This window comes from Thioalkalivibrio sp. ALE25 (genome assembly GCF_000377285.1).
Classification (GTDB): Bacteria; Pseudomonadota; Gammaproteobacteria; order Ectothiorhodospirales; family Ectothiorhodospiraceae; genus Thioalkalivibrio.
This window is the reverse complement of record NZ_KB897927.1, coordinates 216,228-238,889: the sequence shown is the minus strand read 5'-3', so window position 1 is coordinate 238,889 and position 22,662 is coordinate 216,228. Positions and strand designations below refer to the sequence as shown.

The 22,662-nt window shown below is 66.5% G+C and carries 22 protein-coding genes and 2 tRNA genes; 8 read left to right on the top strand and 16 right to left on the bottom strand.

Features of this window, described 5'->3' with window-relative positions; genetic code table 11:
* From C996_RS14485 to uvrC, 8 genes are all read right to left on the bottom strand, one after another.
* Positions 1-185 (bottom strand): transposase (locus tag C996_RS14485; protein WP_026279326.1); only part of this gene is annotated, 185 nt, incomplete at its 3' end.
* A 467-nt stretch (positions 186-652) separates the two neighbouring features.
* On the bottom strand, positions 653-3,142 hold the full coding sequence (locus C996_RS0104035) for an EAL domain-containing protein (RefSeq protein ID WP_018866183.1): 2,490 nt from the start codon (positions 3,140-3,142) through the stop codon (positions 653-655).
* 200 nt (positions 3,143-3,342) lie between these two features.
* The gene (locus tag C996_RS0104030) at positions 3,343-4,437 is read right to left on the bottom strand and encodes a diguanylate cyclase (protein ID WP_018866182.1); all 1,095 of its coding nucleotides are present in this window, start codon (positions 4,435-4,437) and stop codon (positions 3,343-3,345) included.
* 166 nt (positions 4,438-4,603) lie between these two features.
* Positions 4,604-4,677: transfer RNA gene (locus C996_RS0104025), tRNA-Cys, on the bottom strand.
* Positions 4,678-4,768: 91 nt separating this feature from the next.
* A tRNA-Gly gene (locus C996_RS0104020) sits at positions 4,769-4,844 on the bottom strand.
* Between the two features lie 42 nt (positions 4,845-4,886).
* Positions 4,887-6,236: a sensor domain-containing diguanylate cyclase gene (locus C996_RS0104015; RefSeq protein ID WP_018866181.1), complete on the bottom strand. Its 1,350-nt coding sequence runs from the start codon at positions 6,234-6,236 to the stop codon at positions 4,887-4,889.
* A gap of 141 nt (positions 6,237-6,377) precedes the next feature.
* On the bottom strand, positions 6,378-6,929 hold the full coding sequence (pgsA, locus tag C996_RS0104010) for a CDP-diacylglycerol--glycerol-3-phosphate 3-phosphatidyltransferase (RefSeq protein ID WP_018866180.1): 552 nt from the start codon (positions 6,927-6,929) through the stop codon (positions 6,378-6,380).
* Between the two features lie 260 nt (positions 6,930-7,189).
* On the bottom strand, positions 7,190-9,016 hold the full coding sequence (gene uvrC / locus C996_RS0104005; RefSeq protein WP_018866179.1) for an excinuclease ABC subunit UvrC: 1,827 nt from the start codon (positions 9,014-9,016) through the stop codon (positions 7,190-7,192).
* Between the two features lie 136 nt (positions 9,017-9,152).
* Between uvrC and C996_RS0104000 the strand changes: the two genes are divergently transcribed.
* Together C996_RS0104000 and C996_RS0103995 are read left to right on the top strand one after the other, a co-directional pair.
* On the top strand, positions 9,153-9,353 hold the full coding sequence (locus tag C996_RS0104000; protein ID WP_018866178.1) for a DUF2281 domain-containing protein: 201 nt from the start codon (positions 9,153-9,155) through the stop codon (positions 9,351-9,353).
* The gene (locus tag C996_RS0103995) at positions 9,343-9,675 is read left to right on the top strand and encodes a type II toxin-antitoxin system PemK/MazF family toxin (RefSeq protein ID WP_026279193.1); all 333 of its coding nucleotides are present in this window, start codon (positions 9,343-9,345) and stop codon (positions 9,673-9,675) included. Before C996_RS0104000 ends, C996_RS0103995 begins: the two co-directional genes overlap by 11 nt.
* Before the next feature lie 172 nt (positions 9,676-9,847).
* Here the strand turns inward: C996_RS0103995 and C996_RS0103990 are convergent, their stop codons facing one another.
* The 6 genes from C996_RS0103990 to C996_RS0103965 all read right to left on the bottom strand — a co-directional run bounded on the left by C996_RS0103990 (position 9,848) and on the right by C996_RS0103965 (position 13,965).
* A complete protein-coding gene (locus C996_RS0103990) occupies positions 9,848-10,489 on the bottom strand; it encodes a uracil-DNA glycosylase (protein ID WP_018866176.1) in 642 nt (213 codons plus the stop codon).
* The gene (locus C996_RS0103985; RefSeq protein WP_018866175.1) at positions 10,479-10,955 is read right to left on the bottom strand and encodes a CYTH domain-containing protein; all 477 of its coding nucleotides are present in this window, start codon (positions 10,953-10,955) and stop codon (positions 10,479-10,481) included. Before C996_RS0103985 ends, C996_RS0103990 begins: the two co-directional genes overlap by 11 nt.
* Before the next feature lie 91 nt (positions 10,956-11,046).
* Positions 11,047-12,009, bottom strand: coding sequence for a beta-ketoacyl-ACP synthase III (locus C996_RS0103980; RefSeq protein WP_018866174.1), 963 nt, complete (start codon positions 12,007-12,009; stop codon positions 11,047-11,049).
* On the bottom strand, positions 12,006-13,034 hold the full coding sequence (gene plsX / locus C996_RS0103975; protein WP_018866173.1) for a phosphate acyltransferase PlsX: 1,029 nt from the start codon (positions 13,032-13,034) through the stop codon (positions 12,006-12,008). The genes C996_RS0103980 and plsX overlap by 4 nt, the downstream gene beginning before the upstream one ends.
* A gap of 99 nt (positions 13,035-13,133) precedes the next feature.
* Positions 13,134-13,331, bottom strand: coding sequence for a 50S ribosomal protein L32 (gene rpmF / locus C996_RS0103970; protein WP_017942094.1), 198 nt, complete (start codon positions 13,329-13,331; stop codon positions 13,134-13,136).
* Positions 13,332-13,440: 109 nt separating this feature from the next.
* The gene (locus C996_RS0103965; RefSeq protein WP_018866172.1) at positions 13,441-13,965 is read right to left on the bottom strand and encodes a DUF177 domain-containing protein; all 525 of its coding nucleotides are present in this window, start codon (positions 13,963-13,965) and stop codon (positions 13,441-13,443) included.
* Positions 13,966-14,119: 154 nt separating this feature from the next.
* Between C996_RS0103965 and C996_RS0103960 the strand changes: the two genes are divergently transcribed.
* Genes C996_RS0103960 through C996_RS0103950 form a run of 3 tightly spaced genes read left to right on the top strand, consistent with a single transcriptional unit; the run spans position 14,120 to position 17,996 of the window.
* Entirely contained in the window at positions 14,120-15,538 is a 1,419-nt protein-coding gene (locus C996_RS0103960) for an acetyl-CoA carboxylase biotin carboxylase subunit (protein ID WP_018866171.1), read from the top strand.
* 33 nt (positions 15,539-15,571) lie between these two features.
* Positions 15,572-17,401 (top strand): sodium-extruding oxaloacetate decarboxylase subunit alpha, encoded by a 1,830-nt coding sequence (oadA, locus tag C996_RS0103955; RefSeq protein WP_026279192.1) that lies wholly within the window; start codon positions 15,572-15,574, stop codon positions 17,399-17,401.
* Entirely contained in the window at positions 17,394-17,996 is a 603-nt protein-coding gene (locus C996_RS0103950; protein WP_018866169.1) for a nucleoside triphosphate pyrophosphatase, read from the top strand. Before oadA ends, C996_RS0103950 begins: the two co-directional genes overlap by 8 nt.
* A 21-nt stretch (positions 17,997-18,017) precedes the next feature.
* On the opposite strand, the gene C996_RS0103945 is transcribed toward C996_RS0103950, so the two are convergent.
* A complete protein-coding gene (locus C996_RS0103945; RefSeq protein ID WP_018866168.1) occupies positions 18,018-18,620 on the bottom strand; it encodes a bifunctional 2-polyprenyl-6-hydroxyphenol methylase/3-demethylubiquinol 3-O-methyltransferase UbiG in 603 nt (200 codons plus the stop codon).
* Positions 18,621-19,076: 456 nt separating this feature from the next.
* On the opposite strand from C996_RS0103945, the gene C996_RS0103940 reads away from it, so the two are divergent.
* The 3 genes from C996_RS0103940 (at position 19,077) to C996_RS0103930 (ending at position 20,666) form a co-directional block, all read left to right on the top strand.
* Positions 19,077-19,919 carry an ion transporter gene (locus tag C996_RS0103940; protein ID WP_018866167.1) on the top strand — a complete coding sequence of 281 codons (843 nt, stop codon included), beginning with the start codon at positions 19,077-19,079 and terminating at the stop codon, positions 19,917-19,919.
* A 92-nt stretch (positions 19,920-20,011) separates the two neighbouring features.
* A complete protein-coding gene (locus tag C996_RS0103935; RefSeq protein ID WP_017942101.1) occupies positions 20,012-20,239 on the top strand; it encodes a type II toxin-antitoxin system Phd/YefM family antitoxin in 228 nt (75 codons plus the stop codon).
* Positions 20,226-20,666 carry a type II toxin-antitoxin system VapC family toxin gene (locus C996_RS0103930; RefSeq protein WP_018866166.1) on the top strand — a complete coding sequence of 147 codons (441 nt, stop codon included), beginning with the start codon at positions 20,226-20,228 and terminating at the stop codon, positions 20,664-20,666. The genes C996_RS0103935 and C996_RS0103930 overlap by 14 nt, the downstream gene beginning before the upstream one ends.
* Before the next feature lie 220 nt (positions 20,667-20,886).
* Here C996_RS0103930 and C996_RS0103925 read toward each other — a convergent pair whose 3' ends face one another.
* Positions 20,887-22,572 carry a 2-isopropylmalate synthase gene (locus C996_RS0103925; RefSeq protein ID WP_026279191.1) on the bottom strand — a complete coding sequence of 562 codons (1,686 nt, stop codon included), beginning with the start codon at positions 22,570-22,572 and terminating at the stop codon, positions 20,887-20,889.
* Positions 22,573-22,662 lie beyond the last annotated feature (90 nt).

Genomic DNA, 22,662 nt, shown 5'->3' with positions numbered 1-22,662 from the left:
GCCCGGTAACCCAGGCGGCCCTCGGTGCGCTCGCCCGGCGCCGCCTGGAGCTGGTCGCTCATCTCGGCCTCCAGGACCTGCTGGACCGCCTCGCGCACCAGCGTGCGCATCAGTTCCTCGTCTGTCCCCAAAAGCGCTCGCAGTGACGTGCGATCCGCAGTAGCCTGGCTCTTGTGAGTGGTCATGGTCTCGCCCTCCTTGAGGGGTTCAGGTGGTCGCTAACCAACCCGAATACCATGGCCGCTCACCTCCTGCCAGCTTCTGCACACAACTCAGCACACTACTAGAACGAGAAAGGGCCGCCCCGGATTCCCTTCCTGGACGACCCTTTTGGGGCTTCCTTGCCCCGAGGCACAAGCTACCAGAACCGATGTGGATTTCCAGCCGCGTGGCGAACATTTCCATGAGCGGTCGATTTCGATCTCTTAGCGGTAGTTTTTGATGGAATATTTTTCCATTTCGCCGAAATCGCGGCAGCCACCCACGAGGGTCCAGCTACTCTCGATCGTGGGCCGTGGGTCGCTCCAGAGGGTCGGGGTGATGCTCACGCGGGCAGGGGCTTCGCGGCCGAGGCCGCTCCTACATGGCGTGGCGTTGCCGCTTCGGTCGGGCGGGCCAGGTGAAGCGTGTGGCTCGATGCGCAGTCCGCGCGTCAGGTCTGGAACAATTGGTTGGCGGGGGCGGGTCGGCCGAGGAGGTAGCCCTGGCCGGTGGCGCAGCCTTCGCGCAGCAGGAAGCTGCGCTGGGGTTCTTCCTCCACGCCTTCGGCGATCAGGTCCAGTTCCAGGGCGGCGGCCAGTGCGATGATGGCGCGGATGATGGATTCGTTGTGGCGAGAGTGGCCGATGTCGCGCACCAGGGACTGGTCGACCTTCAGGCGATGCAGCGGCAGGCGGCGCAGGTGCGCCAGGTTGGAGTAGCCGGAGCCGAAGTCGTCCATGGCCAGTCGGACCCCCAGGCTGTCCAGGCGGCGCAGGATCGCCAGGGCCCGTTCCGGGTCTTCCATGATCATGGTTTCGGTCAGTTCTACCTCGAGACGTTCCGGGGCGATGCCGTGGCGCTCGAGGGTCTCGCGCACGGTCGCAACCAGCGCCTCGTCATGGAGCTCGCGTGCCGAGAGGTTCACGGCCATCATGGGGATGTGTCGGCCCGCCGTGTCCCAGATGGCGAGCTGGCGACAGGCCGCTTCCAGCACCCAGCGGTCGATCGATACGATCAGCCCCGTCTCCTCCGCCAGCGGGATGAACTCCGCGGGGGATACCATGCCGCGGCGCGGATGGTTCCAGCGGACCAGGCTCTCCACCCCCACACACTCGCCACTGGCGAGGTCGAACTGGGGCTGGAAGTGGAGCACGAATTCCTCGTTGGCGATGGCCTGGCGCAGGTCGTTTTCCAGAAACAGTCGGTGCTCCGTCAGGGCGCCCATCTCCGGGGTGTAAGCGCACCAGCCGTCACCGCCACGGGCCCGCGCCGCCTGCATGGCCAGTTCGGCCGCGGTCAGCAGCTCCTCCCGGGTCTGGCCGTCGCCCGGGAAGCAGGCCACCCCCGCGCTCACGGTGAGAACCAGGCTGCGCCCCGAGGTCTCGAAGGGGGCGCGCAGGGTATCCAGCAGGGTCTGCATGAAGGCTTCCAGACCGTCGTGTTCCGGGGTCTCCACAATCAGGCAGAATTCGTCCGCGCCGACGCGCGCGATGGTGTCCTGGGGTGTCAGCGTCTGGCCCAGGCGTTGCGCGATCCCCTGCAAGACGGTATCGCCCGCCGAGGTCCCCAGGGTCTCGTTGACGTTGCGGAAGCGGTCGAGGTCCAGCAGCACCACCCAGCGCGCCTCGCCATCGGCCATCGCGCGCTCCACCGTGTGCCCGAGGCGATCCTGCAGCAGCGTTCGGTTCGGCAGCCCGGTACGGGTATCGAAGTGCGAGATCTGGCGCAGCTGCTCCTTCTGCTCGATGCTGTCGGTCAGATCGGTCCAGGCGCCGACGATTTCCTGCTCGCCCCGACCGCTCGCGCCGGGGACCAGCCGCATCTCGTCGCGCACGTGGCGCAGCTTGCCCCAGCCATCAAACAGCCGGAATTCGCGCACCACCTCGCCGTCGGTCAGCAGCCGCTGATTCTCCTGCAGGGCACCGACCCGATCCTCGGGGTGCAGTTGCTGTTCCCACCAGCCGGGGCGCAGCGCGGCAGCCGGATCAACCCCGAACAGACGCTGAATGTTGGGACTCACCCACTGTGGCGTGAGATCCGAGGAGGCGAGCTGATAGATCACCGTCGGGCCGCTGTCGATCACATGCTCCAGCCGCTGGTTGGCGGCCGCCAGCTCCCGGGTACGTAGACGCACCTGCCAGCGCAACAGCAGTCCCGCGACCGCCAGGAGCAGCACCAGGCCCAGCGCGGAAAACAACGCCCAGCGGACCCAGCCCGGCAACCCGGGCGAATCATCCGCCAGCAGGGTCTCGGCAAGGGCCCGCTGGTAGGGCGAATCCGCCAGGGGCTTCCATTGCTCCAGATAGGCGTCGATCACGGCCAGGTACTCGCCATGCCGCTCCGGCGTGGCCGCGTAATAAAGGCCCACCTGGCCGAAGGTGATGGGGGTCTCCACCAGGCCGAAGGCCCTGGCATGCTGGCGACCGTAGAAGTTGTTGCTGACCGCCGCGACAGCCTCGCCTTCCCCAACCGCCGCGAGGACCGCCGGCAGGCTGGTGAAGGTGACCAGTTCGTACTCGAGGTCCGGATCGCGCATCTGCTCCTGTCGCAGATGGCTTTCCTGCACGGAGCCTTCCAGTACGGCGAGCCGCCGCGAGCCAAGCGCTTCCAGGCTGCTGAAGCCGGATTGCGGGAAGGCGTACACCTGGCTCCAGCCCTGCACGACCGGGATCTGGTGAAAGTCGAGAAACTCGTCGCGCATCTCGGTCAGGGCCACGTCCGGCATCAGGTCCAGCCGGCCCTGGCGCAGATCCAGCAGGCACTGAGCCCACTCGCAGGGGATATACTCGATCTGCCAGTGTTCGCGTCGGGCAATGGAGTCCAGCAGGTGCACGAACAGACCACCGGCCTCGCCCTGCGCGTCCACGCTGACCTTGGGCGCGTTGTCGTACACGCCTACCCGCAGTTCCGCCTCGGCGAACGCCTGCCCGGCCGGCAGCATTGCGAGCAAGCACGCGGCCGCCGCCCCCACGAGGGCCGTCCATGGCCTACGACATTGCGCCGGTTTACGGGATCGAGTCAGACCGGCGCCCGGAGGCATTGCATACTCGTCCGACACGTTAATCGAACTCCCTGGGCGGTATAGCCTCCAGCATAGTGCCACGGCTTTGATCCTGCTGCGCGCCGGCACCGGAGTCGCGCCTATTCCACCAGCACGCGATCCCGGCCGGCTGCCTTGGCCGCGTACATCAGGTTGTCCGCGCGCCCCAGCACATCGTCCAGCGTATCCCCCGCGCGGAATACCGTGATCCCGAACGAACCGGTGACCGGTACTCCCGCAATCGGCTCGGAAGCCAGGGCCGCCCGGCAGCGCTCGGCCAGCTGCTGCGCCTCGTGTGCTGAGGTCTCCGGCGCCACGATCAGGAACTCCTCCCCGCCCCAGCGGGCGACGAAGTCCGGCTCGCGCAGGTTGGCCTCCAGTCGACGCGCCACACCCTCGATCACGGCATCGCCACAGGCGTGACCATGCGCGTCGTTCACGGCCTTGAAGTGGTCGATATCCATGCCGATCACCGCGACGGGATGCCCGTAACGCGCCACGGCCGCGGCCTGGCGGTCCAGAAAGGCCTCCGCGGCCCGGCGATTCGCAAGTCCGGTCAGGGGGTCGGTGCGCGCGGCCCGCGCCATGGCCTCGGACCGGACCAGGGCATCCTTCACCGTGTCACGCATCGAGGTGGCAATACTGGCCAGCACCAGCAGCACACCGAGGAACAGGTGCACCCGCAACAGATAGACCGCCGTCTCGGTGGCAAGCGTACCGTCCAGGGCCTCCCCGATTACCCCGGCGAGCGCGATGAGCGACGCAACGATCAGGATAGCCAGCCCAGCGCGCAGACCCGCGCGGTGATCCAGCATCACGAACGCCGCGAGGATCACAATCCCCACCGCCCAGTAATGGCCACCAGCCAGGACCAGAAGGCGGTCGTCCAGGGATCCCCCGGCATGAAAATGCCAGCCCAGCCGCGCGAGGACGATCGCGGCGACCAGTCCCAGCATCCAGGGTTCCAGCCGCATGAGCCAGCCGGGACGACGCCACAGGGCTAGCCACAGACCGGCCAGCAGTCCGGCGAATAGTGGATAGAGGTAGGTCAGAAAGGGATCGTCAGGGCCGCGGATCGACCAGCTCAGCAGGAAGATCGCCACCCCGCCCGCCAGCGCCACCAGGTATACGAGGCGCTTGCGGGCCTGCAGTTGTGCCGCTTCGGCATGAGCACCGCCGCTGGATGGATCGTCCATCGCCTGATCCCCGATCGGGCGGACGGACCGCCGCTGATGAATGGCTCCCGGGCCGACCCTCGCGCACGCCCCGGGGTGCCCCGAGCATGCCGGGCGTCATCACGCGGGACAATCCCGACCACGCAAAAGGCCGCCCGGGGGCGGCCTTTTGCAGCTACTGCAATGATGGAGGCTGGGGTCGGAATCGAACCGGCGTACACGGATTTGCAGTCCGCTGCATAACCACTCTGCCACCCAGCCTGTATCGGGTGGGTTCCGGTCCGCGAACGCACGGGCATCTGCGCGGGCCGAAACAGAAAACCCCGGCGGAACCGGGGTTTCAGGAATCTGTTGGAGCGGGAAACGAGATTCGAACTCGCGACCCCAACCTTGGCAAGGTTGTGCTCTACCAGCTGAGCTATTCCCGCTCTTCGTTATCGGCGCGTATTCTACCGCAGATTCCCGGCAGGTCAATACCCGCGGTAGCCGATCGCCCCGGCGCCATGCACCGCGCGGTCAAACACCACCACCTGGTTGCGTCCGGCATTCTTCGCGACATACATCGCGGCATCCGCTGCCCGCGACAAGCCCGGTCCGTCGGCCGCATCCAGCGGAAACAGCGCAATCCCGATGCTGCAGGAGATCCGCACCTCGACGCCGTCGCAGTCGAACGGTTCGGCCAGGGCCGCCCGAATCTTCTCGCCAATCACGGCGGCCTGTGCCCGGCTCTCCTGCGCCGACTGGAAGCGCGGCAGCATCACCACGAACTCGTCCCCCGCAATGCGCGCAGCCACGTCGCTTTCGCGTATCGCACCCGCCAGACGCTGAGCCACCGCACGCAACAGGAGATCCCCAACCGCGTGGCCATACTGATCATTCACCGGCTTGAATTCGTCGAGGTCGACGAACATCAGGGCTACCGGCTGCCCGCCGCGGCGAGCCCCTGTCAGTTCGTGATCAAGGATCTGGTAAAAAAGAGTGCGATTTGGCAAGTCCGTGAGCGGGTCGTAATGAGCCAGTCTCTGCATCTGCTCCTCGGTTACCTTGCGATCAGTGATGTCACGCGCAATACCGAGGAACTCCGTCACGCGACCCTCCTCGTCCAGCACCGGCGACACGTTGCTAGTGTGCCAGCGGTAATGCCCATCCTGATGACGGATTCGATACTCGATGCCCGAGGCTTTCTGCCCCGTACGGGCGATTCCCTCGAGAAAGGCGTAGCAGGCCGGAAGATCCTCCGGCGCGACGTACTCATCAATGGCGTGGTCGATGGCATCGCTGATCGGGTACCCCAGGTTTTCGGTCCAGTTGGGCGATACGTAGCTCAGCACGCCATCGGGGCGTAGCGAGTAGATGACGTCGCTGGCCGTCTCCACGAAGGCGCGAAACTTCGCCTCGCTCTGACGCAGCGAAGCCTCCAGTTGCTTGCGCTCGGTCACCTCGGTGGCAAAGCCGGTCCAGACCACGGAGCCATCGTCGAGGCGCCGTGCGGTGTCGTAGGCGGACAGCCACATCTCGCCGCCCCCGCGACACCGCATGCGGAACTCCATGCTCGCGTGCGCCCCATGTTCCTCGGTGGCTATCGTGGATCGCACCACTCGCTCGCGGTCGTCCGGATGGATGCATTCCAGTAGCGGCGCGCCGTCAACCTTCAGTGACTCCCGGTCCACGCCGAACCAGTGCTCCGCCAGCTCGCCAACGTAGGGATAGGACAAACGCCCGTCCGGCCCCCTGCGCAGCTGGTAGACGAAGCCGGGAAGCAGCCCCTGAAGCGCCTCCAGCGTCTGGATGTTGTCGAGGTCTAGCTGGGGGCCAGGCATGGGCGCTCCCGCGGGCGACACGTGGTCGATCATCGCAGTGTATCGCCAAACCCCGGCGCAGCGGAACGCACCGTATCGCCCGGTGGGCGCGGCCTGTCCCGTGGTGTCGGGGCCACCGATGAGAAGGGATCGCGCCGCGCGTCAGTTGCTTCGCGCGGCAGCCAGCATGTACTGGATCATCGAGACCAGCGTGAGCGCCGCGGCAAGATACAACAGCCATTCGCCGATCACGAAGGTGGGGAGCCCGGCGATCGGCTCCGCCCAGAGCAACAGGAAGATCGCGACCATCTGGGCCGTGGTCTTCACCTTGCCCACCCAGGACACCGCCACCTTGGCGCTGCCGCCAATCTCCGCCATCCACTCGCGCAGCGCGGAGATCGCGATCTCGCGCCCGATGATCACGATCGCGGCCAGTGCCAGGCCCAGCCCCGGGTTGTGATCGACCACCAGCACCAGCGCCGCGGCCACGATCAGCTTGTCCGCGACCGGGTCCAGGAAGGCGCCGAACCGGCTGGTCACCTTCCAGCGCCGGGCCAGATAGCCATCCAGCCAGTCGGTCAGCCCCGCCAGGGCGAAGATGATGGCGGCGAGGACGCCGCCCAGGGGCATCGCCAGGCCATAGAACACGGCTACCAGCAAGGGGATCATTACGATCCGCGACCAGGTCAGCCAGGTGGGCAGTTGGGGGAACATGGCAGTAGCTTAAGGAAACACTGATTAATGTGCACGCTCGCGCTCGAGTCGCTTTTGCGTGCGTCTAATGCGCAGTGACCACCGTGCAGTCATTCTGCACAAGCAAACCGCAACGCCGGAGCCCCTTCGGGGTTGGCACCCCAGGTTCCCCGATCCTGCGTTGCGACGCTTGCCGGTAGAACCACTACCGGCTGCGCACCGCGCCTTGTCTCGGAAAACCTGAGGTGCCAACGCGAGCGTGCACATTAATCAGTGTTTCCTTAACTCTCGTGAAACTGGTCGTAGATCGACTGCGCGAGGCGTCGATGGATCCCCGGCACCTTGGTCAGCTCCTCGACCCCGGCCCGGCTGACGCCCCGCAGTCCGCCGAAGTGCTTCAGCAGCGCGCTGCGCCGCTTCGGCCCCAGCCCCGGAATGGCCTCCAGGGTCGATTCCTTGCGCGCCTTCGCGCGGCGGGCGCGGTGTCCGGTGATCGCAAACCGATGGGCCTCGTCGCGGATCTGCTGGATCAGATGCAGCGCGCCGGAATGCGCGGGGAGTATAGAGGGCGCCTCTACCCCGCTCAATATCAGGGTTTCCATCCCCGGCTTGCGCTCCTCGCCCTTGGCCACGCCCACCACCTTGATGTGGTCCAGCCCAAGATCCGCCAGCACATTCAGCGCCTGCGTCACTTGGCCCTTGCCGCCATCGATGAACAGGATATCCGGTTCCTGGCCCTCGCCCTTCTTCAGCCGCGCGAAACGCCGGCTGAGCGCCTGATGCATGGCCGCATAGTCGTCGCCCGGCTCGATCCCCTCGATATTGAAGCGGCGGTAGTCCGACTTGATCGGCCCCTCCGGCCCGAACACCACGCAGGAGGCCACGGTGCCCTCGCCCCCGGTGTGCGAGATATCGAAGCACTCCATGCGCCGGGGTGCCTCCTCCAGCCCCAGCTCGGCGGTCAGGGCATCCAGCCGCGCGGTCTGCCCGGCCTGGCTGGCGATGCGGGTCTTCAGCGCCAGCTCGGCGTTGCGCCGCGCCATGTCCAGCCAGCGGGCCCGCTCGCCGCGCAGCGACCACGCCAGCGCGACCTTCCCGCCACGACGTTCCGCCAGAAAGGCCTCCAGTGCCTCCGCACCCTGCGGCTCGTGCGAAAGCAGGATGCGCGCCGGAGGCTCGCGTTCCGCGTAGTACTGCGCCAGCACCGCGGCCATGATCTCGTCCGTATCCGTGGCCTCGGGCACGTTGGGGAACAGCTCGCTGTTGCCGAGATTCTGGCCATTGCGCACGAAGAAGATCTCCACCGCGCAGGCCCCCGCCTCCTGCGCCAGCGCGAATACGTCGGCATCGCCCTCGCCGCCGGAGACGAACTGCTGCTCGGAGATCTGGCGCAACCGCGCGATCTGGTCGCGCAGGCGCGCCGCGTGCTCGAAATCCAGGCGCGCGGAGGCCGCCTCCATGCGCTCCATCAATTCCGCGACCACCGCCTCGCTCTTGCCCTCGAGGAACTTGACCGAGGCCTCCACGTCGCGGGCGTAGTCCTCCGGCTCGATGTAGCCGACACAGGGGGCGGTGCAGCGCCCGATCTGGTACTGCAGGCAGGGGCGGGAACGATGCGCGAACACGCTGTCCTCGCACTGGCGCACCTGGAACAGCTTCTGCAGCAGCGCCAGGCTCTCGCGCACGGCTCCGGCCGAGGGGTACGGCCCGAAGTAGCGAACGCCCTTCTTGCGCGCACCACGGTGGAACCCCAGCCGCGGGTACTCCTGGTTGGAGACGTAGATGTAGGGGTAGCTCTTGTCGTCCCGCAGCAGCACGTTATAGCGCGGCCGGTGGCGCTTGATCAGGTTGGCCTCCAGCAGCAGGGCCTCGGCCTCGGTGTGCGTCACCGCCACACGGATATCCGCGATCTGCCGCACCATCGAGCGGATGCGCGGGCCGCGGTCATCGCTGCCACGGAAATAGCTCGCCACCCGACTCTTCAGGTTGCGCGCCTTGCCGACATACAGCACCGCCCCCGACGCATCCAGCATCTGGTACACGCCGGGGGACTGCGTCAGCGACTGCAGAAAGGCCTTGTGATCGAATCCGGTCTCGGGGGTACTCATGATCGCATCAGGATACCGGAACTGCCCCCTCGCCCGGCATAGGCCTCGTGCGCGACCGATCCTGTTCGGGATATCCTTCAAGCCAATCTCCAATGTCACTCCGCCAGCCGAGGCGGCGCACCAAGAGGGTCGAACCATGGACATCGCCGATCAGATCTATGAAGAGGTTAAGCGCCTGCCCGAACCCCTTTCGCGCGAAGTGCTGGATTTCATTGGTTATCTGGAATCCAAGCACGGATTGAGTGACACGCCCGGCGAAGACATCAAGAAAGCCCAGGAAACTGCTCTCGGATCGATCTGGGAAAACCCCGAGGACGAGGTCTGGGATGACCGCTGAGCCGGGAGCTATCGTTGCCATCCCCTTTCCCTTTTCGGACCTGACCACTCGAAAACGCCGGCCTGTCCTTGTCCTTTCCGCGATCGATCGATTCGGCGATTTCGCTGCGCTCGCCGTCACATCGTCGCCAAACCAGACTCATGCAATAGAAGTGAACCCGAACATGTTGTTGGAGGGTTCACTTCCCAAGACCAGCTGGGTTCGCTACGACAAGATCTTCACGCTTAGTAGCCGTCTGATCACTCGTCAATACGCGAAGCTCGACGCACAAACCGTTGATGAGATCCGGGCGCATTTCTGCCGCCATTTCCATTGCCCGTAGGCGGGGAGCTCGGCCCTGCCCGTAAACTGACCGATTGCCACCGACCCTGCGGGGCCTCGCAATGACAGGGGAAGCACAGCGTCATCGCGAGCGCCGCAGGCGCGTGGCGATCCGGGTGGCCACCCCGGACACAGGCCCTGAGGGCACCGGGCAGACCTTCCGGGCCGGAAGGCTAACCGAGGTGGCTGCGGATACGAGCGAACAGCTCGCTGAACATCGCCGGGGTCAGGCGACGGGTCTGCGTGTTGTAGCGCGAGCAGTGGTAGGAGTCGATCAGGCGGGTCTTCGCGTCCAGTTCGTGCTCGGCACCGTGGCCAAAGCGCAGGCTGGACAGCGGCAGGCCCTTGGCCCGGAGGATGGCATCGTGCGCGATCTTGCCCAGCGCCAGGATCACCCGCGGCTGCATGGCCGTCATCTCGGCCGCGAGGAAGCCGTTACAGGTACGGATTTCCTCCGTGGTGGGCTTGTTCTGCGGCGGCAGGCATTTGACCGCGTTAGTGATGCGGCAGTCGATCAGCTCCAGGCCATCGTCCGCCCTGGTACTCTCCGGCGCGCTGGCGAAGCCGTGCTCGTGCAGCGTCTCGTACAGCAGGACGCCCGCGTAGTCGCCGGTGAACGGGCGCCCGGTGGCATTGGCGCCATGCATCCCGGGCGCCAGGCCGACGATCAGCAGCCGCGCATCCAACGGCCCGAACGAGGGCACCGGGGCGGCATGATAGTCGGCATGCTTGTCGCGAACCTCCTCGAGGAAGGCCGCCAGGCGCGGACAGGCGCGGCAGTCCGCGCGAAAGATCGCGCCCGGTTCAGGAGGCATCCGGCCACTCGCGGTAGGGGTTCCGCGCCAGCTCGGTATTGTAGTAGCGCGGGTCGTGCGAGACCTCGTCGCCCAGCCACTCGGGACGCGGGAACTCGGCATCGCTGCTCGGGAGCTCCAGTTCCGCGACGATCAGCCCGGCGTTGGCGCCTTCGAACACGTCGATCTCGTACTCCCAGCCCTGGACGTCCACCCAGTACCGGGTCTTTTCCACCTGCGGTCCGGCAAGGGTATCCAGCAGGCGATGCGCCTCGTCCACCGGGATGTCGTACTGGTATTCGTCGCGCTCCACGCCGAGGGTCGCGCTCTTGATGTTGAGGTTGGCCCCCTCCTCGTCCACCCGCACGCGGATGGAGGCGCGATCGTTGCCACACAGGTAGCCCTGGCGCATGTACTGCGAGCGCACCACGCCTTCGCGCCAGGCATCACTGGCCAGCAGGAACTTGCGTTCGATCTCGCGCCCCATGTCGTCGACTCCCGTCTTGCGGCGAACCGCCGCATGAATCCTGTGGGAGCCTGCCTGCAGGCGAAGCCCCCGCCCAAGCCTAATGCGTGCGCTACATCCGGATCAGCGCGGAACCCCAGGTGAAGCCGCCGCCGAAGGCCTCGGTCAGGATCAGGTCGCCCCGCTTGATGCGGCCATCGCGTACGGCGGTGTCCAGCGCCAGCGGGATCGAGGCGGCCGAGGTATTGCCGTGGCGGTCCACCGTGACCACCACGTTGTCCATGGACATGTTCAGCTTCTTCGCGGTCGCCTGGATGATGCGGATATTCGCCTGATGCGGCACCAGCCAGTCCAGTTCGGACTTGTCGATGCCGTTGTATTCCAGGGTCTCGTCAACGATCTGGTCCAGTGTGTTCACCGCGACCCGGAAGACCGCGCGGCCCTCCATGCGGATGAATTCCAGATCGGGATTGTCATTCGGCTGGGAGACGCCACCCGGGACCTCCAGCAAGCCCTTGTGATGGCCGTCGGCATGCAGGTGGGTAGAGATAATGCCCGGGTCGGGGGAGCGCGACAGGACCACAGCCCCCGCGCCATCGCCCCACAGGATGCAATTGCCGCGGTCGGTATAGTCGGTGATGCGCGAAAGCGTCTCGGCCCCGACCACCAGCACATGCCGGATCTCGTCGCTCTGCATGAAGCGGTCGGCGGTCGCCAGCGCGTACACAAAACCGCTGCACACCGCCTGGATGTCGAACGCCGGGCAGCCGCCCACGCCCAGCTTGGCCTGCAGGATGCACGCCGTGCTGGGGAAGATCTGGTCGGGAGTCGTGGTCGCCACCAGGATCAGGTCGAGATCGGCGGCCCGAATGCCGGCGGCATCCAGCGCCCGTTCCGCGGCCTTCAGCGCCAGGTCCGAGGTGACCTCGTTCTCCGCCACGATGTGGCGCTCGCGGATGCCAGTGCGTTCGCGGATCCAGGCATCCGAGGTGTCGACCATCGCCTCCAGTTCGGCATTGGTCAGGATGCGCTCGGGCAGGTAGCTGCCGGTGCCGCTGATACGTGCATGCTTCACTCGCTGTTCTCCTGCCCGAGGAGCTGGCCCAGCTGCTTGTCGATCCGCCGCGAGATGTTCGCCTCCGCTTCGATGCGGGCGATGCGGATCGCGTGCTCGAAGGCGAGTTCGTCGGCACTGCCGTGGCTCTTGATGACCACGCCCTGCAGGCCCAGCAGCGAGGCCCCGTTGTAGCGACGGTGATCGAAGCGATGGCGCAGGCGGCGCAGCACCGGCAGGGCGAACAGTCCAGCCAGACGTGAATACAGCGAGGCGCGGAATTCGGCCTTCATGTTCGAGGAGATCATCTTGGCGACGCCCTCGCTAACCTTCAGCGCGACATTGCCGACGAACCCGTCGCAGACGACCACGTCCACATCGCCGCAGTAGACGTCGTTGCCCTCGACAAAGCCGATGTAATTGAGACTGGATGCCTCCAGCATGCGCCCGGCCTCGCGCACCCGGTCGTTGCCCTTGATCGCCTCGGAGCCGATGTTGAGCAGCCCCACGCGCGGGGCCTCCAGGCCGTCCACGGCGTTCGCCAGCACCGAGCCCATCACCGCGAACTGGTACAGATGCGCGGCCTCGACATCCACGTTCGCGCCCAGATCGAGCATGTGGGTGTGCCCTTCCATCGACGGCAATGCCGTGGCAATGGCCGGGCGGTCGATACCGGGAAGGGTCTTCAGCACATAGCGGGCAGTGGCCATCAGCCCACCGGTGTTGCCGGCGGAGACACAGGCCTGGGCCGCGCCGTTCTTGACCTGGTCGATGGCCACGCGCATGGAGGAGTCGCGTTTGGTGCGCAACGCCACCGCCGGCAGTTCCTCCATGCCCACGACCTGACTGGCGTGCACGATCTCGACGCGCTCGCGTTCGGCAGCGGACCAGCCGGAGAGGCCCGATTCGATGGTGTCCTGGTCGCCCACCAGCAGCAGGCGGAAGTCGTCCGCCACCTTGAGTGCGCGACGCGCCGCTGGCAGTACGACGGGGGCGCCGTGGTCACCGCCCATCACGTCCAGTGCGATGGTGAAGCTGGCAGTCATGCTCGAGTCCGACGACCGGCCGGGACAGAGCCGGATTCAAACGCGGAAAGGCCACGGTGCAAACGCAACCGTGGCCCCGGGACAGTCATTACCCGGACCTTAATCTTCGTCTTCGTCGACTTCGACGTCCTGCTGGATCACCTGGCGACCGCGATAGAAGCCATCGGGGGTCACGTGGTGACGACGATGGATCTCGCCGGTCGTCGGATCGGTGGACAGGGTGGCGCCCGTCAGCCCGTCATGAGAGCGGCGCATGTCACGCTTGGAACGGGTCTTGCGGCGTTGCTGAACAGCCATGATGCATCTCCAGATTGATCAGATTCCCGTGGCGACGGGAGTGAGCCCGGTATCAAAACGGGCGCAAGTATAACGGTTCGGCGGGGGCAATGCCCCGACCGCGTTCGCTTCACGGGTCGTCCCGGTCCGGGCCGCCCCCCTTTTTCAGTTGTTCCAGCACGGCAAACGGGTTCTCGCCGCGTTCGCCTTCGGTGAACTCGGGCGCCGCCGCCGGCTCGCAATCCGCGTGGCGCGGCACCAGCGGCCACGCCAGCAGGATCTCTTCCTCGATCCATGCCGCGGGGCGCAGCAGGCCGTCGGCCTCGAGTTCGACAAAATCGTCGTCCTCGCTCATGCCGGCCGGCGTGCCCTCCGGCGGCAGCAGCACCGCATCCGCCTCCAGACGGAATTCCCACGCCAGCGGCTGCAGGCAGCGCTGGCAGGTCTGCCACAGCTCGCCGCTGATCACCCCGCTCAGACGCATCTCGTCCAGTGTCCCGCGTTCCAGCAGGAACTTCGCGTGCACCCGCAGCGGGTGTCCCGGCAACGCGTCGGCGCGCAGTCGCGGCAGGTCTTCGGGACGCAGGTCGCCCTCGAATTCGAGGTGCCGGGCACGCGGTTGCCACGGGTCCAGAGAGACGGGGATACGACTCATAACAAACTCTTGGGAAAACCGTTCGGGCCTCCCCGGAACGAGGGCGCGGAATATACGCGCGCGCGGGCGATCTGTCAAAGGGAAACAGAAACTTGCAGCCACCCCGAACGACGTCGATACTCGAGAAGTCATCGACCTGTCCGGGGCCTTCCGTTTGATTCGCAAGCTGCTCATTGCCAACCGGGGCGAGATCGCCGTGCGCCTGATCCGGGCCTGCAGCGAACTGGGCATCATCTCGGTCGCCGTGTACACGGACGCCGACCGCCACGCCCTGCACGTAAAGAAGGCGGACGAGGCCTATGCCATCGGTCCCGACTCCATGGGCGGATATCTCAGTATTCACCGGCTGATCAGCGTCGCGCGCGCCGCCTGCTGCGACGCCATCCACCCGGGCTATGGCTTCCTCTCGGAGAACCCCGACTTCGCCGCCGCCTGCGCCGCGCGCGACCTGATCTGGGTCGGCCCGGACGCCTCGGTCATCCGCCGCATGGGCGACAAGGTCGCCGCGCGCCGGGCGATGATCGAGGCCGGTGTGCCGGTCACGCCCGGCTCCGAGGGCAACCTGGAGGACGTCGCGGCCGCGCTCGAGGTCGCCGAGCGCATCGGCTACCCGGTCATGCTGAAGGCCACCTCCGGCGGCGGCGGACGCGGGATCCGCCTGTGCGAGGATGCGCGCGCCCTGGAGCACAACTTCGAACGCGTGCGCTCGGAGGCCACCCGCGCCTTTGGCAGCACCGAGATCTTCCTGGAGAAGGCCGTGGTCAATCCGCGGCATATCGAGGTGCAGATCCTGGGCGATACCCACGGCCAGGCGATCCACCTGTTCGAGCGCGACTGCTCGGTCCAGCGGCGCCACCAGAAGCTGGTGGAGATCGCGCCCTCGCCGCAGTTGACCGACGCCCAGCGCGACCATCTGGGCGAGCTCGCCGTGCGGGCCGCGAAGGCCGTCGGCTATCAGAACGCGGGGACCGTCGAGTTCCTGATGGACTCGGACGATTCTTTTTATTTCATGGAGATGAACACCCGTCTTCAGGTAGAACATCCGGTAACCGAGATGATCACCGGGGTGGACATCGTGCAGGAGCAACTGCGCATCGCCGCCGGCGAACCCCTGCGCTATGCCCAGTCCGACATCACCCGGCGCGGCTACGCGATGGAGTTCCGCATCAACGCGGAGGATCCGAAGAACGACTTCCTGCCGAGCTTCGGCCGCATCACCCGCTACTTCGCCCCGGGAGGACCGGGCGTGCGCACCGACGGGGCGATCTACACGGGCTACACCATCCCGCCGCATTACGACTCGATGTGCGCCAAGCTGATCTGCTGGGCCCTGGAGTGGGATGACCTGCTGGCACGCTCCAACCGTGCGCTACGCGATATGGGCGTATTCGGCGTCAAGACGACCATCCCCTTCCACCTGGCCATCGTCGACCATCCGGTGTTCCGCAGTGGCCACTTCGACACCGGATTTGTCGCGGCGCACCCCGAGCTCACGCACTTCCCCGGCAAGCGTTCCGATCGCCAGCTCGCGGTGGCCGTCGCGGCCGCCCTCGCCGCTCACCACGGGTTGTAGACCGCAGCCCGCCGCACGGACACCGGAATGACCATGGATCGAGTTCACATCACCGATGTCACCCTGCGCGATGGCCACCAGAGCCTGATCGCCACGCGCATGCGCACCGAGGACATGCTGCCGATCTGCGAGCAGATGGACGCCATTGGTTTCCACTCGCTGGAGGTCTGGGGCGGCGCGACCTTCGATGCCTGCGTGCGCTTCTTGAAGGAAGACCCCTGGGAGCGCCTGCATCAGCTGAAGGCCGCGCTGCCGAACACCCCGCTACAGATGCTGCTGCGCGGCCAGAACCTGCTGGGCTACCGCCATTACGCCGACGACGTGGTCCGCGCCTTCGTCGAGCGCTCGGTCGCCGGCGGCATCGACATCATCCGCATCTTCGACGCGATGAACGACGCCCGGAACCTGCGCACCGCGATCGAGGCCACCCGCGAGGCCGGAGGCCATGCCCAGGGCACACTTTGCTACACCACTGGCCCGGTACATTCGGCCACACAATTCGTCGCCCTGGGACGCGAGCTGGTCGCCATGGGCGCGCAGAGCATCGCGATCAAGGACATGGCCGGGCTGCTCACGCCAACCGCCACCCGTGAGCTGGTCACCGAGCTGGTGGAGGCCCTGGACGTGCCGGTCCACCTGCATGCCCACGCCACCTCCGGTCTGTCCGAGCTGTGCCACTGGCAGGCCATCGAGGCCGGTTGCCGGCATATCGAGACCGCGATCTCCGCCTTCGCCGGCGGTACCAGCCACCCGCCGACCGAGAGCATGGTCGCCGCGCTGGCCGGCACCGAGCACGACACCGGGCTGGACCTCGTCGCGCTGCAGCGGATCGGGATGTACTTCCACGAGGTGCGCAAGAAATACCAGCGCTTCGAGAGCGAATACACCGGCATCGACACCCGCGTCCAGGTCAACCAGGTGCCCGGCGGGATGATCTCCAACCTGGCCAACCAGTTGCGCGACCAGAACGCGCTGGACCGCTTCGACGCGGTACTGGAAGAGATCCCCCGGGTGCGCGAAGACCTCGGCTACCCGCCCCTGGTGACGCCCACCTCGCAGATCGTCGGGACGCAGGCGGTGATGAACGTGCTGGCCGGCGAGCGCTACAAGACCATCACCAACGAGGTGAAGCAGTACCTGACCGGGCACTACGGCCGTGCACCGGGCCCCATCAACGCCGTGGTGCGGCAACAGGCCATCGGCAATGCCGAGGTCATCGACAGCCGCCCGGCCGACCTCCTGGCCCCGGAGATGGACTCGCTGGCCGCCGAGATCGGCGAACTGGCCCGCGGGCCGGAGGACGTGCTGACCTTCGCCCTGTTCCCCGAGGTGGGGCGCCAGTTCCTGCAACAACGCCACGACGGCGCGCTCGAGCCGGAACCGCTGAACCTCCCGGAGAACACCCAGGCGGGCTGCCCGGCCCCAGTGGAGTTCAACGTGACCTTCCACGGCGAGACCTACCACATCCAGGTAACCGGATCCGGCCACCATCGGGAGGACACCCGTCCGATGTACGTGACGGTCGACGGCATGCCGGAAGAGGTCCAGATCGAGACCCTGGATACCATCGAGACCGCCAGTGGCCATGCCGCGCCGAGCGGGGGTGGAAGCCGCAAGAAGTCGCGGCGCGCGACCCGCCCCGGCGACGTCACCACGTCGATGCCCGGTACCATCATCGACGTCCTGGTGGCCGAGGGCGACCGCGTGGAGGCCGGGCAGCCGGTGCTGGTGCTGGAGGCCATGAAGATGGAATCCGAGATCGCCGCCCCCGTGTCCGGCACCGTCACTGCGGTGAACGTCGCCAAGGGGGCGGCCGCCAATCCCGACGATGCGCTGATCGAGATCGACCACGCCGATGACTGAGACCGCGCGCAAACTGGTCCTCGCCTCCACCTCGCCCTACCGCGCCGAACTGCTCGGGCGCCTGCGCCTTCCGTTCGAGACCGCCCGCCCGAAGGTGGACGAGACCCCCCGGCCTCACGAGCGCCCCGACGCCATGGTGACCCGCCTCGCCGAGGCCAAGGCCCGCGCCGTGGCCGATGCCTATCCCGACCACCTGGTGATCGGCTCCGACCAGAACGCCAGCCACGCCGACAGCATCCTCGGCAAGCCGGGCGACACGGGCCGCGCGGAGGCTCAGCTCGCGGCCCTGTCGGGCAAGACGGTGACCTTCCACACGGGCCTTTGCCTGCTGGACACCGCCACCGGCCAGGCGCGGACCGGCGAAGTCCCGTTTACCGTGACCTTCCGCGAACTGACCCCGGAGGAGATCCACCACTACGTGGCACTCGAGCAGCCGCTGGACTGCGCCGGCAGCTTCAAGTCGGAAGGGCTGGGTATCAGCCTGTTCGCGCGCATGCAAGGCGACGACCCGACCGCGCTGGTCGGCCTGCCGCTGATCACCCTGGGCGAGTGGCTGCGCGAGGCGGGCATCGCCGTCCCGCCCCGGCCCGCCTGAACCGGCCGCGCGCCCCGGGGCCTATCCCCAGTCCTGCCTTGGCTTATGCCCCAGGATCTGCACGACGGCACCGCGCCCAGTGTGGAACTGCCCCTCGAGCACGTCGCGTTCGCGCTCCACGGCTTCCTCGAATTCGAGCCCGTCCAGCTCCTCGACCAGCGCGTCCCGCGTCATCATCAGTTCGGCCGTAGGCGGCCCGCCCGTCCCCCATTCCAGCTGCGCCGGGGTGTAGGCCTCGAGGATGAACACCCCGCCGGGTCGCAGCCCGGCAACCACCCCGGCATGCAGACGACGCCGGATCGGCGGCGGCACATGGCAGAAGATGGAGGTAATCAGATCCCAGGAATCCGGCTCGATCGCGTAATCCGCGAGATCCGCCACCAGGGTGTCAATCTGTACGCCGCGGTCCTCTGCCAGGCGCTGGGCCTTCTGCAGGCCAACGGCGGAGCTGTCCACCGCCAGCACCTCGAAGCCCTGCTGCGCCAGGAAGACGGCGTTGCGGCCTTCTCCCTCGCCCAGGCACAGGGCCTTCCCAGGTGGCACGTTGGCCACCGCGGTACGCAGGAAATCATTCGGCTCGGTGCCATAGACGTACTCATCCGCCGCGTAGCGCTCGTCCCACATTCATCGTCTCCTCACGGTTGCAGCCAGGGTCCATCGGTCCACGCGTTTTACCACGCGCGGGGCAGAGACACAGGCTCCTGGGGAAACACTGATTAATGCACGCGCTCGCGCTCGAGTCGCTTTTGCGTGCGAACAAGGCGCGGTGACTGCCGTGCAGTCATTCTGCACAAGGGAACCGCAACGCCGTGCGCGCGCCCGTTTTTGATCAACAACGGGCGGCCGAGCCCCGTCTTTCACTAGCTTGTGGGGGTTGGCACCCCAGGTTCCCCGATCCTGCGTTGCGCCGCTTGCGGGTAGAACCGCTACCCGCTGCGCGACGCGCCTTGTCTCGGAAAACCTGGGGTGCCAACGCGAGCGGGTGCATTAATCAGTGTTTCCCTAGCGGGCGCGATTGCCGGAATGCGGCCTTTACCCTACTCTTGCGCCTCCCCGAGCACTGCGACGACCCCCGACACCATGAGCGAGACCCCCACGCTGCGCACGCGCCTGGAAGGCTTCATCGAGGCCCGGCTGACCCAGCGCTTCATCATCGGCCTGATCCTGCTGAACGCCCTGACCCTGGGGCTCGAGACCTCGGATACCGTGATGGGCTGGATGGGGCCGGTCATCCTGGCCGCGGACGCGATCATCCTGTCGCTCTTCACCGCCGAGGTGCTGGCCAAGCTGTTCGTCTACCGCCTGGCTTTCTGGCGCAACCCGTGGAATGTGTTCGACTTTTTTGTGGTGGGGATCGCGCTGATCCCCGCCTCCGGACCGTTCTCGGTGCTGCGCGTGCTGCGTCTGCTGCGCCTGGTGTCCATGGTGCCCAAGCTGCGCTTCATCGTGGAGGCGCTGCTGCGGGCCATCCCCGGCATCGTCTCCATCATCGGGCTGCTGCTACTGATCTTCTACGTGTTCGCGATCATCGCCACCGGATTGTTCAGCGAATCCTTTCCGCAGAAGTTCGGCACCCTCGGCGCCACCATGTACAGCCTGTTCCAGGTGATGACGCTGGAGGGCTGGTCCGAGGACATCGCCCGCCCGGTGATGGAGGTCTACCCCTGGGCCTGGATATTCTTCGTGCCGTTCATCCTGATCGCCACGTTCACCGTGCTGAACCTGTTCATCGCGATCATCGTGGACGCCATGCAGCGCATGCATGATCGCGCCATGGAGATCGAACAGCAGATGATCCACGACAGCGTGCACGAGGAGAACCAGGCGCTGCACGCGGAGATCCACGAGATCCAGCAGGAAACCGCCAAGCTGCAGGAACGCCTGATCCGCATGCAGAACATGCTGGAGAAGCGGGTGAAGTAAGCGCCATTGCGTGCCCCAATGGGCCCCCGTCATTGCCGGACGTACAGCCTCGTGCTTCAATATCAGAAAATGAAGCACACCTGAGGGGCGCCATGAAAGAGCTCAACGTCCGCGAGATGCGGGCCTCCATTGGGCACCTGGACGAAATCGTACAGGCGTCCGGCGAAATTACCATCACCCGTCACGGAAAACCCATTGCACGCGTCCTCCCCGTGCGTCGCGGGCGTCAGCGTCCCGACCACCACGAGCTTCGCCAACGCACCGCGCAACTGATTCCCTCGGAGACCCTCCTCAGGGAAGAGCGCGATGAGCGCGGATGAACGGTGCTACCTCGACACCAGTGCCTTGGCCAAGTGGTACCTGAACGAACCGGGCTCCGAGGCCTTTGTCGACTACCTGCAAAAAGTCGACGTCGCCATCATCAGTCGGCTGGTGGCCACGGAACTGCGGTCCCTGCTCGCACGGCGCCGGCGTATGGGCGAACTGCCGCAGGAGCTGGAAACGATCATCTTCGCCACCTTCCAGGACGACATCTCCAGTGCCTCGTTACAGCTCTATCCCTTCGATGATTCACTCTTCGAGGAAGCGACCAACCTGATCACCCGCTACCCCGAACACCCACTGCGGACACTGGACGCACTGCACATCGCAACCGCGCGGCATCACGAGGTTCCAGTCATCGCCACCGCAGACAACGTGCTGGCAGACGCGGCTTCATCGATGGGCCTGACCGTTCGTCGATTCTGACGCCTCCGGCACCCGACGCGCGGGAGAAGCGGGTAAAGCAAAGAGCCCGGGAAGGAACCCGGCTGCGGCGCTCCGGCGCGGGCGGGGCTTCGCCGCCAAGGCGGCTCCTACAAGACGGCATCCCACTCCGGTAGGAGCCTGCTTGCAGGCGAAGCCCCTGCCAAAGCCAGACCCACCTCAACGCCCCCAGTGCGCCCGAGGGCGCACTGGGGCCGCGGGATCAGGCGTTAACGGCGGCCGGTTCGGTGGCGCGTTCGCCCAGGCGGCGACCGGTGGCATTGAGCACGGCCTGCAGCGTGGCAGCGGTCGTGTCCTCGCCCAGAGCGACGCCGACCGAGCGTTCGCCGTCCACCTGCACGTCCACTGCGGCCATGGCCCGCGCCTCGGTGCCGGACTCCATCGCATGCTCGTCGAAGTGGCTGACCTTCACCTCCACTCCGCGCTCGGCCTGCATCGCGGCGGTCAGGGCCTCGACCGCGCCATGACCCTCGCCCTGCAGGCGCGACTCGCGCCCGGGCGGGCCCATGGTCGCGTCCAGCCGCACCACCGGGCCTTCCTTCTCGATCTCGTAGCGCACCAGATCCCAGCCGGCGACCGGCGTCAGGTAATGCTGCTCGAACAGCTCGTGGATACGCTTCGAGGAGACCTCGATCTGCGAGGTCTCGGCATCCTTTTGCACGATGCGGGCAAACTCGATCGCCAGCCAGCGCGGCACCTCGATACCGTAATCGCGTTCCAGCACATGCGCCACGCCGCCCTTGCCGGACTGGCTGTTGATGCGCACGACCTCCTCGTAGCGCCGGCCCAGATCGCCCGGGTCGATCGGCAGGTAGGGCACGTTCCAGTGGCCGCCCTGCTCCTTGTAGTGCGCCAGGCCCTTGCGGATCGCATCCTGGTGGCTGCCGGAGAACGCGGTGTAGACCAATTCGCCCGCCCACGGATGGCGCGGGTGGATAGGCATGTCGGTGCACTCCTTGTACACCTCCATCAGCCGTTCCATATCGGACAGGTCGATGGTCGGGTCGATGCCCTGCGAGTACAGGTTCATGCCGACGGTGACCAGGTCCATGTTGCCGGTGCGCTCGCCGTTGCCGAACAGCGTGCCCTCCAGGCGGTCGGCCCCGGCCAGCAGGCCCAACTCGGCCGCGGCCACGCCGGTACCGCGGTCGTTGTGCGTATGCAGCGACACGCAGAAGTGCTCGCGGTACTGCACATGGTCGCAGAACCACTCGACCTGGTCGGCGAACACGTTCGGCGTGGCCGACTCGACCGTGGCCGGCAGGTTGATCACGACCTTCTGGCCCTGGTCCGGGCGCCAGATCGCGTTCACCGCATCCACGACCTCGACCGCGTAGTCCAGCTCGGTGGTGGAGAAGCTCTCCGGCGAGTACTGGAAGATCCAGTCCGTCTGCGGATACTTCGCCGCGTAGTCGCGCACCCAGCGCGCGCCGTTCTCGGCGATGCCGCGGATACCGGCACGGTCCATGCGGAACACCTGCTCGCGCTGCGCCGGGTTGGTGGAGTTGTACACGTGCACCACCGCGCGCGGTGCGCCCTCCAGCGCCGCGAAGGTCTTCTGGATCAGATCCTCGCGCGCCTGCGTCAGCACCTGGATATACACGCCCTCGGGGATGCGGTCTTCGTCGATCAGGCGGCGGGTGAAGTCGTAGTCGATCTGCGAGGCAGAGGGGAACCCGATCTCAATCTCGGTCAGGCCGATATCCACCAGCACCTCGAAGAAGCGCATCTTCTGCTCGACGCTCATCGGGTGCACCAGCGCCTGGTTGCCGTCGCGCAGGTCCACCGCGCAGAAACGCGGCGCAACCGTGGTGCGCTTCGCCGGCCAGCGGCGATCCGCCTTGTCGATCGGCGGGAACGGGGCATATTTGGTGTGATCGAAGGCCATGGTGCGCATCTCCTGTAAGGGCGCGGCCCGGGCCGTACAATCGGCCGCCGCGCTGAGGATTTCTGTCTGTGCATTATCCTAACGCATTCA